Genomic DNA, 16,105 nt, shown 5'->3' with positions numbered 1-16,105 from the left:
ACGCGGCCATGCAGCGACGCGCCATTCACCCGACCGCGGTCTCGTACGCGCAGGCGCACGAGATCGGCGACTTCAAGCGGATGCTGTTCGTCAGCGGCCAGATTCCGCAAAGCGACGACGGCGCGCTCGCCGACGATTTCGACGGCCAATGCCGCCAGGCCTGGGCCAATGTCGCGCGCCAATTGGCGGCCGCCGGCATGGATTACCGCCATCTGGTCAAGGTCACGACCTTTCTGACCGATCGCCGCCATCGCCAACGCAACTACGAGATTCGTCACGAGCTGCTCGGCGAACATTCGCCGGCGCTGACCGTGATCATCACCGGCCTGTACGAAGAAGGCTGGCTGGTCGAGATCGAGGCGATCGCAGCCGACTGAGCCTTACGGCATCCGGCACAGATCGCCGAAGGCCCGTACCAGCGCGGTGCGGTGCAAGGCATCCAGGCGATGACGCCGCGCCGCCAGCCGTTGCGCGCGATCGGCGCGTACCACGCAGCCCTCGCCTTGCGCTTCGCGCACGGCCGGTGCGAGCGTATCCAACAGTTCGACGTTGATACGGTCCAGGCGCTCGCGCACCGGTCCCAGGTCGACCGCGGCGGACGATCGACGCACGAAACGGGGCTCGGCCAGCAAGCGGTATTGGATCAGTTTGTTGGCTTCCATCTGCGCCTTGAAGAACGCCGTGGCCTGGGCCTGGGTCAGGCCATGCGCGGCGGCTTGCGCGCCTAGGCGTTCGAGTTGCTCGCTCTCGCGTGCGGCGTCCTCGACCGGCTTGCCGGACTGGCGCTTGCTCGCCGCCACCGTGTCGGCGAGCAGCAGGCGTTGGGCGCTGAGCTCGGCCAAGCGGGTCAAGGCCGGCAGGGTCGGCTGCTTCGCGGCGACCGCGCCCGAACACGCCGCCAGGGCCAGGGCGATCGCGGCGACCTCAGTGCGCACTGCAGAACGCCTGATAGTCGATGTAACCCGGGAACTCGCGACCCGCCGCGCACACCGGGCAATCCGGGTCGGGCGCCAGCCGGGTTTCGCGGAAGCGCATGCCCAGGGCGTCGAAATGCAGCAGACGGCCGGCCAGGGATTCGCCCAGCCCGAGGATCAACTTGATGACTTCGGTCGCCTGGACCAACCCCACCACGCCCGGCAACACACCGAGCACGCCGGCCTCGGCGCAGTTCGGCGCCGCTTCCGGCGGCGGCGGCTCGGGGAACAAGCAGCGATAACAGGGACGCACGCCGCGCTGACGGCCGGCGTCGAACACGCTGACCTGCCCTTCGAAGCGATGGATCGCGCCGTAGACCAGAGGCTTAGCCAGTTTCACGCAGGCATCGTTGAGCAGATAGCGCACCGGAAAATTGTCGGCGCCGTCGAAGACCACGTCGGCCCCCTCGATCAGCCGCTCGACGTTGTCGGCGCCGATGCGCTCGGCAAAAGTTTCCACGCGCACACGCGGGTTCAAGGCCGCCAGCGCGATCCGCGCCGATTCGACCTTGGACACGCCGATGCGCTCCTCGGTGTGCAGGATCTGCCGCTGCAGGTTGCTGCGATCGACCACGTCGTCGTCGGCGAGCACCAAGGTGCCGATGCCGGCCGCGGCGAGATAGAACGCGGCCGGCGAGCCGAGGCCGCCGGCGCCAACCATCGCCACGCGCGCGGCCTGCAGCTTGCGCTGCCCGGCCTCGCCGACTTCGGGCAAGCGCAGATGGCGCGAATAGCGGTCGTAGAAATCGCGTTCTTCGTCGGACTGCTCCAGCACCGCGAGCGGCAAGCGCTCGGCGATCCAGCGCGAAGTGCCGCCCTCGACCGAGGCCACGCGCGCATAGCCGGCTTCGACCAAGGTTTGCGCGGCGCGCAGCGAACGCGCGCCGGATTGGCAGATCAGCAGGATCTCGGCGTCGCGGTCGGGCAAGAACGCGGCAGGGTCGGATTCGAGCGCGTCCTTGGCGATGCCGCGCGCGTGTTCGGCCTGACCGCCGGCACGTTCGTGGGCCTCGCGCACGTCGATCAGGACCGCGCCGGCCTGTTGCCGCCGACGCGCCTGCGCCGGGGAAATCTGTTCGATGCTCATGCGCGGATTATCCGCTTTCGGATGCTCATGCGCAGGTGGATCGGTCGCGCCTGCGGCGATGCTGTGTTGCGCCGGCCGTCAGTACGGCAGGACCTCCATCACCGCCCCATCGGCCAGCGCCTGCGGCCCTTCGGCCACCACCATCAGGGCATCGGAATCGGCTGCGGCGCGCAAGCGGTGCGAACCGGTGGCCGGGTTCGGATCGACCCGCAGCACGCCCTCGTCGTCGCTGAACAACCGCGCACGGATGAATTCGCGGCGCGGATGGGTCTTGTCGATCGAGCCGACCAGGCGTGCGCGATAGCGCGGGCGCGCCTCGCTGCGGCCTTGCAGGCCGTCGATGAGGGCGCGGCCGAAGGTCATGTAGGTCGCCATCACCGAGACCGGGTTGCCCGGCAGACCGAGCATGCGCGCCTGGTCCATGCTGCCGAACAGCAGCGGCATGCCCGGGCGCATCTTCACCTTCCACAGGTGGATGCGGCCGAACTCGCGCAGCACCGCCGGGATATGGTCCTTTTCGCCGGCCGACACCGCGCCGCAGGTGAACACCAGGTCGAAGGCGCAGGCGGCGTCGCGCAGGGCGATCTCGACCTGTTTCGGGTCGTCGGGCAGGCGCGGCCACGCAGTCGGCTCCAGGCCGTCGGCGCGCAACAGCCCCATCAACAGATCGCGGTTGCTGTCGTAGATCTGCCCCGGCTGCAGGCTCATGCCGGGCTCGACCAGCTCATCGCCGCTGGTGAACACCGCCACGGTCGGCTTGCGCCGCACCCGTAACGAGGACAGGCCGAGCGAGGCCGCCAGCGACACCCGCGCCGGGGTCAGCCACTGTCCAGCGTGCAGGACGCGTTCGCCTTCGCGCACGTCTTCGCCGGCGTAGCGCACGTTCTGGCCGAGCGCGGTACGCGGCACGCTCACCCGCTCGCCGTCGACGGCGACGTTCTCCTTGATCGCCACGGTGTCGGCGCCGGCCGGCAGCGGCGCGCCGGTGGTGATGCGCATGCACTCGCCGGCAGCGAGCGACCAGCCGCCATCGAGGCCGGCGAACTGCTCGCCGATCAAGGTCAGTACGGTCTGCTCGCCGGTCAGATCGGCATGGCGAAAGGCGAAGCCGTCCATCGCGCTGTTGTCGAACGGCGGCAAGGACAGCGGCGCATCGACGTCGCTGGCGAGCACGCGTCCGTGGCAACGCGACAAGGCCACGGTTTCGGCTTCGAGCCGGTGCGCGGCGGCAACTTCGGCGACGATCGCCATCGCCTCGTCGAACAACAGGCCGCTCGGGAAATCGCTCATGGGGGCATCGCTCGCAGAGGTGGCGGATCAGCGGCCCGGCGCGTCGTCGGCGACGAAACCGTGGGCAAGCAGATCCTCGGGGCTGTTGAGGTTGCCGAAGCGTAGGCCATCCAGGCGCAGCGCCGCCATGCCGAGTCCGGCCTGCAACTCGCGCACCGCCAGGCGCCGTTGCGCCAAGGCCTGGGCCAAGGCCGTGCGCAGGGCCGCTACAGGCCACAAGGCGAACAAGGGCTGCACGCCTTCGTCGTCGACCGCATAGGCGCCCTGCCCGTCCTGCGCGTCGATCAGCGCCGACAACACTCGACCGTCGGGCGCGACCGCATCGACCGGCAGAGTGAACAACCAGGGCGTGGTACAGGCCGCAGCCAGGGCCGCGAGGCCACCGAGCGGCCCGAGGTCGGGCGTGGAATCACTCACCGCCCGCAGGCCATGGCGCCGGTAGCGCGCGAGGTCGCGATTGGCGCTGACCCACACCTGCACGACCTGCTCTCGATACACACGCGCCAGGCGCAGCACCTGCGCTTCGCCCTCGCGGCGTAGCCAGGCTTTGTCGAGGCCGCCCAGGCGCGAGGCGCGGCCGCCGGCGAGGATGCCCAGGCTGAGATCGGCGCGTATGCACTGCATGGCCTCTCCTCGCGTGTCCCGGGCGCTCTCTGCGCCGCCCGAACTTACTTGCCGCGCTTGACGTGGCGGATCAGGCGCTTCTTCTTCGCCACCTGGCGTTCGGTCAGCACGTTCTTCTTGCCTTCGTAAGGATTGCTGCTGTCCTTGAAGACGAAGCGGATCGGCGTGCCGACCAGCTTGAAGCGCTTGCGGAAGAAGTTTTCCAGATAGCGCTTGTAGGTATCGCCGAGCGTGCGCAGGCGCGTGCCGTGGACGACGAAGGTCGGCGGATTGAGGCCGGCCGGATGGGCGAAGCGCAGCTTGGCCACGTGCCCGCGCACCACCGGCGGCGGGTTGGTTTCGTAGGCCACTTCCATGGCCTTGGTGACTTCGCTGGTGCCGATTTCGGTGGTCGCCGAAGCGTGCGCGCGATGGATCGCGCTGAACAGCTCGCGCAGGCCCGAGCCGTGCTTGGCGCTGATCCGCACCTTCTCGGCCCATTCCACGAACGCCAGCTTGCGCATCAGCAGGTTTTCGGTCTGCTGACGCTGGTATTCGGTTTGCCCGTCCCACTTATTGACTGCGACCACCAGGGCGCGACCGGAGTCGAGCGCATAACCCAGCACGCTGGCGTCCTGATCTGTGACGCCTTCGCCGGCGTCGAGCATGACCACCGCGACCTGACAGTTCTCGATCGCCTGCAGGGTCTTGATGATCGAGAACTTCTCGACCGCTTCCTCGACCTTGGACTTGCGGCGCACGCCGGCAGTGTCGACCAGGCGATACAGACGGCCGTCGCGCTCCATGTCGACGGCGACCGAGTCGCGCGTGGTGCCCGGCACTTCCGAGGCGATCATGCGTTCTTCGCCGAGCAGGCGATTGACCAGGGTCGACTTGCCGACGTTCGGGCGGCCGATGAAGGCCACGCGCACGCGCGAAGGGTCGTTGTCGAGTTCGCTGGTGGTGCCCTCTTCCGGCAAGCGCGCGAACACTTCGGCGAGCAACTCGTCGATGCCCTGGCGGTGCGCCGAGGACACGGCGACCGCATCGCGGATGCCGTAGCGGGCGAAGTCGTTGACCGCGGCGCGCGCGTCGAGGCCGTCGGTCTTGTTGACCACCAGCAAGGTCGGACGCGCGGTCTTGCGCAGCCAGGCCAGGATTTCGTCGTCGAGCGCCGATGCGCCTTCGCGGCCGTCGACCAGGAACAGCACCAGATCGGCTTCCTCGGCGGCGGCGCGCGCCTGGCGCGCGGTCGCGCCGGCCAGGCCCTCGTCTTCGCCGGCGATGCCGCCGGTGTCCACGACCGCGAACGGGCGCTGGCCCTCGGGCCGGCACACACCATAGTGACGATCGCGGGTGACGCCGGGCTCGTCGTGGACGAGCGCGTCGCGGCTGCGCGTGAGCGCATTGAAGAGGGTGGATTTTCCGACGTTGGGGCGGCCAACGAGGGCGACTAAGGGAAGCATGTGTTTGAAGCCGGGAATGGAGAATGGGGATTCGGGAATCGCAGGCAACGCAGCCGCCTGGTGCGGCGCCGGCCTGGAAACCCATCGGCGCGAGGCTGCCGAAACAGGCGCCATAGTGCCAGAGCGGGCGCGAAGACGCTTTCGCACGGCCGCCAACCGATGCCGCGAGGACGTCGCACGCAGGCATCTGAGGCCTGAATTCGGGCACCGTTCAAACAAACGGCCCGGGACGGCTGATCGCCACCCGGGCCGCGATAACTCAAGAAACGAGGGCCGGGAATCTAGCCGGAGGCACGGCAGCGGCAAACCGCGCGGAACCACCGATTCCCTGTTCCCGACTCCCTATTCCCGGTCTTATTGCAGCTTGAACGCCGTCAGCTCGCCTTCGACGTTCTGCACGATCAGCACGCCGTCGGCGACCACCGGAGCGGCGCGCAGCAGCTTGCCGCCGACGCGCGCACGCGCGGCGAACTCGCCGTTGTCGAGCTTGAGCCAGTGCACGTAGCCGTCGAAATCGCCGACCACGGCGTAATCGCCCTGCACCGCCGCGCCGGTCAGGCTGCGACGCGCCAGGCCGGGCTGCTGCCACAGCGCGCTGCCGCCGGACTTGTCGAGGCCGAACACCAGGCCGGTCGGGTCGCTGACGACCAGGCGGTCGCTGGCGACGCCGAGACGGCCCACGCTGCCGTGTTCGCTGACCCACATCGGCCGACCGCTCGGGGCGTCGATGGCGATGGTCTGCTTCTTGAAGCTGCTGGCGTACAGGGTGGTGCCTTCCAGGACCGGCGTGCCGTCGACGTCGGCCATGCGGTCGAGTTCGCTGCGGCCTTCCGGCTGCGCGACCGGCAGGTCCCAGGTCGGGCGGCCGTCGGTCGCCGACAGGGCGCTGACGGTGCCGTCGTCGTTGCCGACGAAGACGAAGCCCGGGCCGAGGGTCGGCGAACCGTTGCCGCGCACCGTCAGCATCGGCACTTCATGCACCCAGAACCAGCGGCGCTCGCCGCTGGCGGCGTCGAAGGCAGTGACGCGGCCGTCGTTGGAACGCACGAACACCATGCCCAGGCCGATGGTCGGCGCGGCGATGACTTCGTTGGAGACCTTGGCGGTCCACTTCTGCGCGCCGGTGGCCGCGTCGAGCGCGATCACTTCGCCGTCCAGCCCGCCGACCACGACCAGGCCATCGCCCGCGCCCGGACCGCCGGACAGACGAATGTCCTTGTCCTTCTTGTCCTTGTCGGTGCGCATGGGCTGGAAGTGCCAGACCTGCTTGCCGGTCTGCAGGTCGTAGGCATGCACGCCGCCTTTGACTGCCGCGGCATAGACGCGGCCGTCGGCCACAGCCGGGCCCTGGCGAATGCCGATGCGCTCCTCGCCCTTGCCGGCGTTGGCCGACCAGATCTTGTCGACCTTGACGCTCGGGGTGATGTCGGTGAGCTCGGTCGGCTCGTTGGGCTTGCCGTCGTCCTTCTTGCCGCCGCCGAACCAACCCTTGACGGTCGTGCAACCGCTGAGCGCGAACGCGCACAGCACGATCGCGGCGGTGTTGCGGACGGCGGGGCGGCCGGAGAACCTGTTTTCAGCGGACTTCATCAAGACTTGGCCTCGGGCTTGGCCGGCGTGCCGCCGGCTTCGGTGAGCTTGAGTTCGAGCAGGCGACGACGCGGCGAGGCCTCGTCGAGCTTGGCGAGCGCGGTGCCGTAATCGGCCCGGGCGAGATCGGCCTTGCCGAGCGCGAGCTGAGCGTCGCCGCGCACTTCGATCGCCATCGGCGAGGTCGACTTGTCGAGCAACTTGATCGCTTCGGCCGGCTGCTTGGCGTCGATCAGCAAGCGCGCCAGGCGCTGCTTGACGATCTCGGCGATGGCCGCGTCCTCGGTCTTGATCCCGCGCAGGGTGGCGATCGCGGCGTCGCGCTGGTCGGCGTCGACCTGCGACTTGGCCAGATCGAGCGAGGCCAGGGTCTGGTACATGCCCGGGGGCAGCGCCTTGACCTTGGCCGCGGCGGCCTTGTCCTTCGCCTGGACCGCATCGACCGCGGCCTGGAACTCGGTGGCGGCCTTGCCGTGGGTTTCGAGCTGGTGGTTGCCCCACCACTTCCAGCCGCCGATCGCGGCCAGACCGAGGGCGATGCCGCCGATCAGGCCGGCACCGTTGGCGCGCAACCAGGCCAGTACCCGTTCGCTTTGTTCGTGTTCGTCGAGCAGATCGTCTATCGCCATGAGTACGCCGTAGGCCGCCGTGCTAGGTCCTCGCCCGCGAGGGCGAAGCCGAAGTCAATGAGGACCGGCCCGCAACGCGGGCCGGTGATGGTCGCGAACCCGCAGCGCGGATCAATTAGACGCTGGCGCGAGGGAACCGTCAGAGGATAGCGTAAAGCGGGCCACGCTTCCGCGGCTGAACGGCGCCAGATCGACCGACTCGCCGGTCTTGCGGACTTCCACGCCGGAGGCGTTGCCGAGCTTGACGTAGCCGACTTCGCCGAGGTTGTAGCTGCGCGTCTGGCCGGCCTGGACGGTGCCCTCGTCGAGCACCTGGCCGCCGGTTCCGCGTACTTGCATCCAGCTTTCGCCGGTGAAATTCAGGGTCAGGGTCTTGCTGGCCTGGATATGCGACAACGCCGGCGCCATCGAGGCGACCAGGGGCGTGCGCTGCGGCGGCGTGGCCGCGGCCGTGGCCGATCGCGCGGCGACCTGCGCCACAGCATGCTCGGCGCCGGCCAGATTGGCGGGCATTTCCAGCGATTGCACGTTGCCGCTGTTGCTCAGGTGCGGCCGCGTCGCCAGGATCACCGGCACCGCGATCGCCGCGGTCATCACGATGTAGATGGCGCGGCGGGTGGTCTGTTCGAACACGCGGCGATAGCGCGGCGTGTGGGTATGGCTGATGAGTTCCGACGGTGCGGTCGATGCGAGCGGCGTGCCGCTGAGCTGATCTTCCAGGTCGATGCCGACCAGGCGCGCGTAGCTGCGCAATTGGCCGCGCACGAAGACCGGCGCACCGGCGCTGCCGGTGTCGTCGTTTTCCAGCGACAGCACAACCCGCGACGGCATTTTCAGCCGTGCCGCGACGTCTTCGATGGACAGCCCCGCTGCCTCGCGGGCCTGTTTCAGACGCGCGCCACAGCTTCCGCCGCCTTCAGGCGCGAATTCGTTCGACTGCATCTTCACCTACCGCCATCCCCCGTTCCGGAGCCCTGCGCGTCAGGGAACTCCGCCCTCATTCGCTGAACGTATCTTGCGGCGGCAGCCGTGTCGCCGAGTTTTTGTTCGATCTGTGACGCAGTCATCAGCGCTTCAGCTGTGATTGGCTCAACGGCCAGCCGGCGTTCAGAAAAGGCCCTCGCCTCGAAGGCATTGCCCAAACGCAACTGCCGCTTGGCCATCGCGCCGAGCGCCATGGCATTGGTCGGATCGAGCGAGATCGCCAGACGCAGGTCGCGATCGGCGCGATCGCCCTGCCCCAGCGTGTCGGCGCAGGCGCCGCTGTTGGCCAGCACCACCGCCGGAGTTCCGTAGCGCGGATCCGCCAGGGCTTTGTCGAACCAGGTCAGGCCCTCGCTGGCGCGGTGGTTCGCGCACAGCCAGACCCCGTAGTTGTTGAGCGCGGCGCCGCGGTCGGGCGCCAGCTCGGCGGCCTTACGGTAATGGGCGCCGGCCTGGGCGTTGTTGCCGTCCTGCTCGGCCATCACCGCCAGCAGGCTGTAGGCCTCGGCCGATTTCGAATCGAACTGCAGGGCCTGCTTGATCTCGGAGCGGGCCTTGTCGCGGTCGCCGGCCATCAGATGGCTCTGCGCGGACTGGACGCGGCCCAGCGCGCTGGCTTCGCCGCCCGAACGGCCGCCGCGCTTGTCGCCGATGTCGTATTCCACCGCCGTCTGCTTGAAGCCTTTGCGCTCCATGTTCGGACGGATGAAGCTGAGCCGGTTGCAAGCGCTGGCCGCCAGGACGACGACGGTCAGCAGGGCGATGGTGCGTACGGCGCGGACGCGCAGCGCAGCGGGACGACGGTTCGATGCGGTGGAGCGCGGAAACTCAGGCAGCAGCATCGCCGACATCCTGGTCGAGGCCTTGGGCTTGCAGTTGTTTGCGGAACTCGGCCTGGCGCCGGGTCCGGTCCATGACCTGGCCCTTGAGCTGGCCGCAGGCCGCGTCGATGTCGTCGCCGCGGGTGCGGCGCACCGGCGCGATCATGCCGGCGTCGTTGAGCAGTTTCTGAAAGGCGCGGATCGCGGTCTCGTCCGGGCGTTCGAAGCGGGTGCCCGGGAACGGGTTGAACGGAATCAGGTTGACCTTGGCGGCGTCCTTCATCTGCACCGCGTTGTCGAACTGGCGCAGCAGGCGGACCAACTGGCGCGCATGCGTCGGCTGATCGTTGACGCCCTTCATCAGGGTGTACTCGAAGGTCACCGAGGTGCCGCGCTTGCGCACCGCGTAGCGCACGCAGGCGTCCATCAGTTGCTCGATCGGGTATTTCTTGTTGAGCGGCACCAGCTCGGTGCGCAGCTCGTCGTTGGGCGCATGCAGCGACACCGCCAGCGAGACGTCGCTGACTTCGCCGAGCTTGTCGATCATCGGCACCATGCCGGCGGTCGACAGCGTCACCCGCTTGTTGGCCAGGCCGTAGCCGAGGTCGTCGCGCATGATGCTCATGGCGCGCACGACGTTGTCGAAATTCATCAGCGGCTCGCCCATGCCCATCATCACCACGTTGGTGAGCTTGCGCTGCTGGTGCGGGACGTTGCCGAGGTGACGCGCCGCCACCCAGACCTGGCCGATGATCTCGGCGGTCGACAGGTTGCGGTTGAAGCCCTGGGTCGCGGTGGAGCAGAACTGGCAGTTCAGCGCGCAGCCGACCTGCGAGGACACGCACAGCGTGCCGCGGCCCTTGTCGGGGATGTAGACCGCCTCGATGGCGTTTTTCGCGTCCATGCCGAGCAGCCACTTGTGGGTGCCGTCGGTGGAGGGCTTGTCGAAGATGACCATCGGCGCGCGCACTTGCGCATGCGCCTCGAGCTTGCCGCGCAGGGCCTTGCCCAGGTCGGTCATGTCGTTGAAATCGGTGACGTAGCGGTGGTGGATCCACTTCATCACCTGGTGCGCGCGGTAGCGCTTTTCGCCCAGCGTCTGCTCGAAGAAATCCTCGAGCTGCACGCGGTCGAAATCGAACAGGTTGGTCTTGCCGTTGTCGGGAACGGCGGCGCCGGCCGAAGCCGGCGCCGCCGCGTTACCGATCAGCACGCTCGGGATCGCGCCCGGGGTGCCGGCGACATCCGCGCGCGCGGCCGCGGTTTCCGTCGCCTGCGCGGTGCCGGCAAGAGGAAGATCGTTGGCGTTGTCGCGGATGTCGTTCACTGTCGTGCTCTAAGGTTTCGCTTAGCGCGCGTAGACGTCGGTGGCCGGGAAGAAGTACGCGATTTCGATCGCGGCGTTCTCCAGGCTGTCCGAACCGTGCACGGCGTTGGCGTCGATGCTGTCGGCGAAGTCGGCGCGGATCGTGCCCGGCGCTGCGTCCTTCGGATTGGTGGCGCCCATCAGCTCGCGGTTCTTGAGCACGGCATTGTCGCCTTGCAGCGCCTGGATCATCACCGGACCGCTGATCATGAATTCGACCAGGGCGGCGAAGAACGGACGCTCGCGATGCACGGCGTAGAAACCTTCGGCTTCCTGCTTCGAGAGGTGCTTCATCTTGGCGGCGACGACCTTCAGGCCGGCCTTCTCGAAACGGGTGTAGATCTCGCCGACCACGTTCTTGGCAACGGCGTCGGGCTTGATGATGGACAGGGTGCGCTCCAGCGCCATGGAAAGTCTCCGGGTAGGCGGGCCGCTTTACGGTCGGCCCGAGAATAACAGAAAACCCGCGACGGGACGCGGGTTTAGCCGATATGGCTGCGGTAATTCTAACGGAATAATCACTTGGTTTACATCCTCCCGCCGGCCAGCCGACGGGTCTCGGCGGCGCCGAGATTGACGATTCCGGGGACCCGGACTAGCATCAAACAAGCGTTTGATTCAGGCCGTCGCAACGGTCGTCCAGGAGTAGCCCGCGCCCCATGACCACGACCGCCCATTTTTCGACCAAGGACCGCATCCTCGGCGCCGCCGAAGAGCTGTTCGCCCAGTTCGGCTTCACCGGCACCTCGTTGCGCCAGGTCACCAGCCGCGCCGACGTGAATATCGCCGCGGTCAATTACCACTTCGGCAGCAAGGAAAACCTCGTCAACGAGGTATTCCGCCGGCGCATGGACGAGATGACCGAGCAACGCATGGGCGCGCTCAAGACCGCGGTCGAACAGCACCCCGGCGAGCTCGAACCGATCCTGGCCGCCTTCGTCGAGCCCGCGCTGGCGCTGGCCCAGGACCGCAACGGCGGCGGCGCCTTCGTGCGGGTGATCGCCCGCGCCTACGCCGAGAAGAACGACAGCCTGCGCAAGTTCCTGTCCGACCACTACGGCCATGTCCTGCGCGAATTCGCCAAGGCCATCGCCGGCGCGGTGCCGAACCTGAGCAAGGAAGAACTGTACTGGCGCCTCGACTTCCTGGCCGGTTCGCTGACCTATGCCATGGCCGATTTCGGCCTGATCAAGCGACCCGCCGGTGTCACCGAAGCAGCGCACCGTGAACGTGCCGCCCGCGAACTGATCCGTTTCGCCGCCGCCGGCTTCAAGAGCTGAGCGGCGCCAGATGCCGGTCCCGGCGGGGACCGGCATCGCCGGACGGCCCGCGCCGCCGGTCGTTCCTGGATTCCCTCCAGGATTTCCCTCTGGACTCCCGCCCTCTCCCCTCGCCCACATCCAAGATTCTCGTTTTTCTTCAAGGAGTTGTAGACGATGTCTAAGCAATTGCTTGTCCGCCGTGCCGCGGTCCTCGGGGCCGGCGTCATGGGCGCCCAGATCGCCGCGCACCTCACCAATGCCGGTGTCGACACGGTGTTGTTCGACCTGGCCGCGAAGGAAGGCGACCCCAACGGTATCGTCAACAAGGCCATCGCCAACCTGGCCAAGCTGAGCCCGGCGCCGCTGGCCAGCAAGGCCCTGGCCGAGCGCCTGACCGCCGCCAACTACGACACCGGCCTGGAACAGCTGCGCGGTTGCGACCTGGTCATCGAGGCCATCGCCGAACGCATGGACTGGAAGCAGGACCTGTACAAGAAGATCGCCGACTACGTGCCCGATCACGCCGTGCTGGCCTCCAACACCTCCGGCCTGGGCATCAACAAGCTCGCCGAAGTGCTGCCCGAGCAACTGCGCCACCGCTTCCTCGGCGTGCACTTCTTCAACCCGCCGCGCTACATGCACCTGGCCGAGCTGATCCCGGCCAAGACCACCGACGCGGCGGTGCTGGAAGGCCTGGAAACCTTCCTGACCACTACCCTCGGCAAGGGCGTGGTGATCGCCAAGGACACCCCGAACTTCATCGGCAACCGCATCGGCGTGTTCTCGATGCTGGCCGCCATGCACCACACCGAGCAGTTCGGCTTGGGCTTCGACACCGTCGACGCGCTGACCGGCCCGGCCATCGGCCGGCCGAAGTCGGCGACCTTCCGCACCGCCGACGTGGTCGGCCTGGACACGATGGCCCACGTCATCAAGACCATGGCCGACACCCTGCCCGACGACCCGTGGCACTCGTACTTCCAGGCGCCGAAGTGGCTGTCGGCGCTGATCGGCAAGGGTGCGCTCGGCCAGAAGACCGGCGCCGGCGTCTACACCAAGCGCGGTAAGGACATCCTGGTGCTCGACCTGAAGGCGCAGGATTACCGCGCCTCGGCCGGCGAGCTCGATGCCGACATCGCCGCCCTGCTCAAGGAAAAGGACCCGGCCAAGAAGTTCGCCGCGCTGCGCGCCAGCGAGCATCCGCAGGCACAGTTCCTGTGGGCGGTGTTCCGCGACAGCTTCCACTACAGCGCCTTCCACCTGGAAACCATCGCCGACACCGCGCGCGACGTCGATTTCGCCATGCGCTGGGGCTACGGCTGGTCGCTCGGCCCGTTCGAGACCTGGCAGGCCGCCGGCTGGAAGCAGGTCGCCGACTGGATCGCCGAGGACATCATCAAAGGCAAGACCATGGCCAGCGCGCCGCTGCCGAACTGGGTATTCGACGGCCGCGAAGGCGTGCACGGCAAGGACGGCAGCTACAGCCCGGGCCGTAACGCCCAGGTGCCGCGCTCGTCCAACCCGGTGTATGCGCGCCAGCGCTTCCCCGACGCGCTGCTCGGCGAGCGTTTCTCGCAGGGCCAGACCGTGTTCGAGAACGACGGCATCCGCCTGTGGGCCGACGACGGCGACGACATCGCCGTGATCAGCTTCAAGACCAAGATGCACACGGTCAACGACCACGTGCTCAACGGCATCCAGGAAGCCATCGCCATCGCCGAGAAGAAGTTCAAGGGCGTGGTGATCTGGCAGCCGAAGGAGCCGTTCTCGGCCGGCGCCGACCTGTCCGGCGCGCTGGGCCTGCTGCAGGCCGGCGATCTCAAGGGCTTCGAGGCGATGGTCGCCAACTTCCAGGCCACCAGCCAGCGCATCAAGTACTCGCTGGTGCCGGTGGTCGCGGCGGTGCGCGGTCTCGCGCTCGGCGGCGGTTGCGAGTTCCAGATGCATTCGGCGCGTACGGTGTTCGCGCTGGAAAGCTACATCGGCCTGGTCGAGGCCGGCGTCGGCCTGCTGCCGGCCGGCGGCGGCCTGAAGGAGTTCGCGGTGCGCGCTTCCGACGCGGCCGGTCCGGGCGGCGACGTGTTCGCCGAACTCAAGACCGCGTTCGAGAGCGTGGCGATGGGCAAGGTCTCGGCCTCGGCTTTCGAAGCGCGCGAACTCAAGCTCGCCCGCGACGGCGACCGCGTCGTCTTCAACGCCTTCGAGCTGCTGCACGTGGCCAAGGCGCAGGCGCGCGCGCTGGCCGAAAGCGGCTACCGCCCGCCCCTGCCCGGCCGCCGCATCCAGGTCGCCGGCGACGTCGGCATCGCCACCTTCAAGATGCTGCTGGTCAACATGCTCGAAGGCCGCTTCATCTCGCCGCACGACTACGAAATCGCCAGCCGCATCGCCACGGTGATCTGCGGCGGCGAAGTCGACCGCGGCGCCCTGGTCGACGAGGAATGGCTGCTCAAGCTCGAACGCGAGCATTTCGTCGCCCTGGCGCAGATGCCGAAGACGCAAGAGCGCATCGCGCACATGCTCAAGACCGGCAAGCCGCTGCGGAACTGAGAATCGGGAATGGGGAATCGGGAATCGAAGAAGCTCGGCTTCTTCTCCCGCCTCCCCTCTCCTGTCCCCATATTGAAAAAACCGGGAGCAAGAATCGAATCGGAATGCCGCCGGGCCTTTGCCTCGACGATTCCCGATTTTCGATTCCCGATTCCCGGCTTTCGGAGAAAGCCATGAAACAGATCCAGGAAGCCTACATCGTCGCCGCCACCCGTACTCCGGTCGGCAAGGCCCCGCGCGGCGTGTTCCGCAATACCCGTCCCGACGACATGCTCGCCCACGTGCTCCGGTCCGTGGTCGCGCAGGCGCCGGGCATCGACGTCAACCGCATCGACGATGCGATCATCGGCTGCGCCATGCCCGAGGGCGAGCAAGGCATGAACGTGGCGCGCATCGGCGTGCTGCTGGCCGGCCTGCCGAACACCATCGCCGCGCAGACCATCAACCGCTTCTGCTCGTCCGGCCTGCAGGCCGTGGCGCTGGCGGCCAACGAAATCCGCCTGGGCAACGCCGACCTGATGCTGGCCGGCGGCACCGAGTCGATGTCGATGGTGCCGATGATGGGCAACAAGGTCGCGCTGAGCCCCTCGGTGTTCAACGACGACCACGTCGCCATCGCCTACGGCATGGGCATCACCGCCGAGAAGGTCGCCGAGGAGTGGAAGATCTCGCGCGAAGACCAGGACGCGTTCGCGCTGGCCTCGCACCAGAAGGCTATCGCCGCGATCCAGGCCGGCGAGTTCAAGAACGAGATCAGCCCGCTCGAAGTCGTCTCGCACGTGCCCGACCTGTCGGGCAATACCATCAAACTGCGCAAGAGCCTGATCGAACTCGACGAGGGCCCGCGTCCGGACGCGTCGCTGGAGGCGTTGGCCAAGCTCAAGCCGGTGTTCCGCAACGGCCAGTTCGGCGGCAGCGTCACGGCCGGTACCAGCTCGCAGATGAGCGACGGCGCCGCGGCGGTGTTGCTGGCCTCCGGGCAGGCGGTCAAGGACTACGGCCTGACCCCGCTCGCCCGCTTCGTCAGCTTCTCGGTCGCCGGCGTGCGTCCGGAAGTGATGGGCATCGGCCCGATCGCCGCGATTCCGAAGGCGCTCAAGCAGGCCGGCCTGACCAAGGACCAGATCGACTGGATCGAACTCAACGAAGCCTTCGCCGCGCAGGCGTTGGCGGTGATCCGCGACAGCGATCTCGACCCGTCCAAGGTCAACCCGCTCGGCGGCGCGATCGCGCTCGGCCACCCGCTCGGCGCGACCGGTGCGGTGCGTACCGCGACCATCGTGCATGGCCTGCAGCGCCGCAAGCAGAAGTACGGCCTGGTGACGATGTGCATCGGCACCGGCATGGGCGCGGCCGGCGTGTTCGAAGCGCTGTAAGCGGCTGCGGCCCGCACGCGGGTCCTAGGCAAGAAGAACCCCGGAGCGATCCGGGGTTTTTCGTTTTAGGTGCCGCACCTTTGCTTGAAGCCGGATTACTACGTGAG

At 67.9% G+C, this 16,105-nt stretch carries 15 protein-coding genes; 4 read left to right on the top strand and 11 right to left on the bottom strand.

Annotation, left to right across the window (positions count from 1 at the left end; translation table 11 throughout):
* The first annotated feature begins 8 nt into the window (after positions 1 to 8).
* Complete coding sequence (locus tag LC490_RS05740) at positions 9 to 377, top strand: RidA family protein (RefSeq protein ID WP_223619565.1); 369 nt, start codon at positions 9 to 11, stop codon at positions 375 to 377.
* Between the two features lie 3 nt (positions 378 to 380).
* Here LC490_RS05740 and aroQ read toward each other — a convergent pair whose 3' ends face one another.
* From aroQ to ndk, 11 genes are all read right to left on the bottom strand, one after another.
* Positions 381 to 935, bottom strand: a complete 555-nt coding sequence (gene aroQ, locus LC490_RS05735) for a gamma subclass chorismate mutase AroQ (protein WP_223619564.1) — start codon at positions 933 to 935, stop codon at positions 381 to 383.
* Positions 925 to 2,061: a molybdopterin-synthase adenylyltransferase MoeB gene (moeB, locus tag LC490_RS05730; RefSeq protein WP_223619563.1), complete on the bottom strand. Its 1,137-nt coding sequence runs from the start codon at positions 2,059 to 2,061 to the stop codon at positions 925 to 927. The genes aroQ and moeB overlap by 11 nt, the downstream gene beginning before the upstream one ends.
* 78 nt (positions 2,062 to 2,139) lie before the next feature.
* Positions 2,140 to 3,351 (bottom strand): gephyrin-like molybdotransferase Glp, encoded by a 1,212-nt coding sequence (gene glp, locus LC490_RS05725; protein WP_223619562.1) that lies wholly within the window; start codon positions 3,349 to 3,351, stop codon positions 2,140 to 2,142.
* 27 nt (positions 3,352 to 3,378) lie between these two features.
* Complete coding sequence (locus LC490_RS05720) at positions 3,379 to 3,975, bottom strand: molybdenum cofactor guanylyltransferase (protein WP_223619561.1); 597 nt, start codon at positions 3,973 to 3,975, stop codon at positions 3,379 to 3,381.
* 44 nt (positions 3,976 to 4,019) lie between these two features.
* Positions 4,020 to 5,420 carry a ribosome biogenesis GTPase Der gene (gene der, locus LC490_RS05715; RefSeq protein WP_031371648.1) on the bottom strand — a complete coding sequence of 467 codons (1,401 nt, stop codon included), beginning with the start codon at positions 5,418 to 5,420 and terminating at the stop codon, positions 4,020 to 4,022.
* A gap of 354 nt (positions 5,421 to 5,774) precedes the next feature.
* Positions 5,775 to 7,010 (bottom strand): outer membrane protein assembly factor BamB, encoded by a 1,236-nt coding sequence (gene bamB / locus LC490_RS05710; RefSeq protein ID WP_223619560.1) that lies wholly within the window; start codon positions 7,008 to 7,010, stop codon positions 5,775 to 5,777.
* On the bottom strand, positions 7,010 to 7,639 hold the full coding sequence (locus LC490_RS05705; RefSeq protein ID WP_223619559.1) for a tetratricopeptide repeat protein: 630 nt from the start codon (positions 7,637 to 7,639) through the stop codon (positions 7,010 to 7,012). Before LC490_RS05705 ends, bamB begins: the two co-directional genes overlap by 1 nt.
* 111 nt (positions 7,640 to 7,750) lie before the next feature.
* Positions 7,751 to 8,581 (bottom strand): RodZ domain-containing protein, encoded by an 831-nt coding sequence (locus tag LC490_RS05700; RefSeq protein ID WP_031371651.1) that lies wholly within the window; start codon positions 8,579 to 8,581, stop codon positions 7,751 to 7,753.
* A 2-nt stretch (positions 8,582 to 8,583) separates the two neighbouring features.
* Positions 8,584 to 9,474, bottom strand: a complete 891-nt coding sequence (gene pilW, locus LC490_RS05695; protein ID WP_223619558.1) for a type IV pilus biogenesis/stability protein PilW — start codon at positions 9,472 to 9,474, stop codon at positions 8,584 to 8,586.
* Positions 9,452 to 10,657 (bottom strand): 23S rRNA (adenine(2503)-C(2))-methyltransferase RlmN, encoded by a 1,206-nt coding sequence (gene rlmN, locus LC490_RS05690; protein WP_223619620.1) that lies wholly within the window; start codon positions 10,655 to 10,657, stop codon positions 9,452 to 9,454. The genes pilW and rlmN overlap by 23 nt, the downstream gene beginning before the upstream one ends.
* 135 nt (positions 10,658 to 10,792) lie before the next feature.
* On the bottom strand, positions 10,793 to 11,218 hold the full coding sequence (gene ndk, locus LC490_RS05685; RefSeq protein WP_031371654.1) for a nucleoside-diphosphate kinase: 426 nt from the start codon (positions 11,216 to 11,218) through the stop codon (positions 10,793 to 10,795).
* Positions 11,219 to 11,469: 251 nt separating this feature from the next.
* Here ndk and LC490_RS05680 point away from each other — a divergent pair, with 251 nt between their 5' ends.
* The 3 genes from LC490_RS05680 (at position 11,470) to LC490_RS05670 (ending at position 15,998) form a co-directional block, all read left to right on the top strand.
* Positions 11,470 to 12,090 (top strand): TetR family transcriptional regulator, encoded by a 621-nt coding sequence (locus LC490_RS05680; RefSeq protein ID WP_031371655.1) that lies wholly within the window; start codon positions 11,470 to 11,472, stop codon positions 12,088 to 12,090.
* Between the two features lie 156 nt (positions 12,091 to 12,246).
* The gene (locus LC490_RS05675; protein ID WP_223619557.1) at positions 12,247 to 14,622 is read left to right on the top strand and encodes a 3-hydroxyacyl-CoA dehydrogenase/enoyl-CoA hydratase family protein; all 2,376 of its coding nucleotides are present in this window, start codon (positions 12,247 to 12,249) and stop codon (positions 14,620 to 14,622) included.
* 173 nt (positions 14,623 to 14,795) lie between these two features.
* Positions 14,796 to 15,998 carry an acetyl-CoA C-acyltransferase gene (locus tag LC490_RS05670; protein WP_031371657.1) on the top strand — a complete coding sequence of 401 codons (1,203 nt, stop codon included), beginning with the start codon at positions 14,796 to 14,798 and terminating at the stop codon, positions 15,996 to 15,998.
* Positions 15,999 to 16,105 lie beyond the last annotated feature (107 nt).

The organism is Lysobacter sp. ESA13C (genome assembly GCF_019970005.1).
Classification (GTDB): domain Bacteria; phylum Pseudomonadota; class Gammaproteobacteria; order Xanthomonadales; family Xanthomonadaceae; genus Lysobacter; species Lysobacter antibioticus_B.
The sequence above is the reverse complement of the archived record's forward strand: the minus strand, read 5'-3'. Positions and strand labels throughout refer to the sequence as shown.

Coding starts and splice junctions, on each gene's coding strand:
- LC490_RS05740 (WP_223619565.1), top strand. CDS start 9: ATGCAGCGACGCGCCATTCACCCGACCGCGGTCTCGTACGCGCAGGCG.
- moeB (WP_223619563.1), bottom strand. CDS start 2,061: ATGAGCATCGAACAGATTTCCCCGGCGCAGGCGCGTCGGCGGCAACAG.
- glp (WP_223619562.1), bottom strand. CDS start 3,351: ATGAGCGATTTCCCGAGCGGCCTGTTGTTCGACGAGGCGATGGCGATC.
- LC490_RS05720 (WP_223619561.1), bottom strand. CDS start 3,975: ATGCAGTGCATACGCGCCGATCTCAGCCTGGGCATCCTCGCCGGCGGC.
- der (WP_031371648.1), bottom strand. CDS start 5,420: ATGCTTCCCTTAGTCGCCCTCGTTGGCCGCCCCAACGTCGGAAAATCC.
- bamB (WP_223619560.1), bottom strand. CDS start 7,010: ATGAAGTCCGCTGAAAACAGGTTCTCCGGCCGCCCCGCCGTCCGCAAC.
- LC490_RS05705 (WP_223619559.1), bottom strand. CDS start 7,639: ATGGCGATAGACGATCTGCTCGACGAACACGAACAAAGCGAACGGGTA.
- LC490_RS05700 (WP_031371651.1), bottom strand. CDS start 8,581: ATGCAGTCGAACGAATTCGCGCCTGAAGGCGGCGGAAGCTGTGGCGCG.
- pilW (WP_223619558.1), bottom strand. CDS start 9,474: ATGTCGGCGATGCTGCTGCCTGAGTTTCCGCGCTCCACCGCATCGAAC.
- ndk (WP_031371654.1), bottom strand. CDS start 11,218: ATGGCGCTGGAGCGCACCCTGTCCATCATCAAGCCCGACGCCGTTGCC.
- LC490_RS05680 (WP_031371655.1), top strand. CDS start 11,470: ATGACCACGACCGCCCATTTTTCGACCAAGGACCGCATCCTCGGCGCC.
- LC490_RS05675 (WP_223619557.1), top strand. CDS start 12,247: ATGTCTAAGCAATTGCTTGTCCGCCGTGCCGCGGTCCTCGGGGCCGGC.
- LC490_RS05670 (WP_031371657.1), top strand. CDS start 14,796: ATGAAACAGATCCAGGAAGCCTACATCGTCGCCGCCACCCGTACTCCG.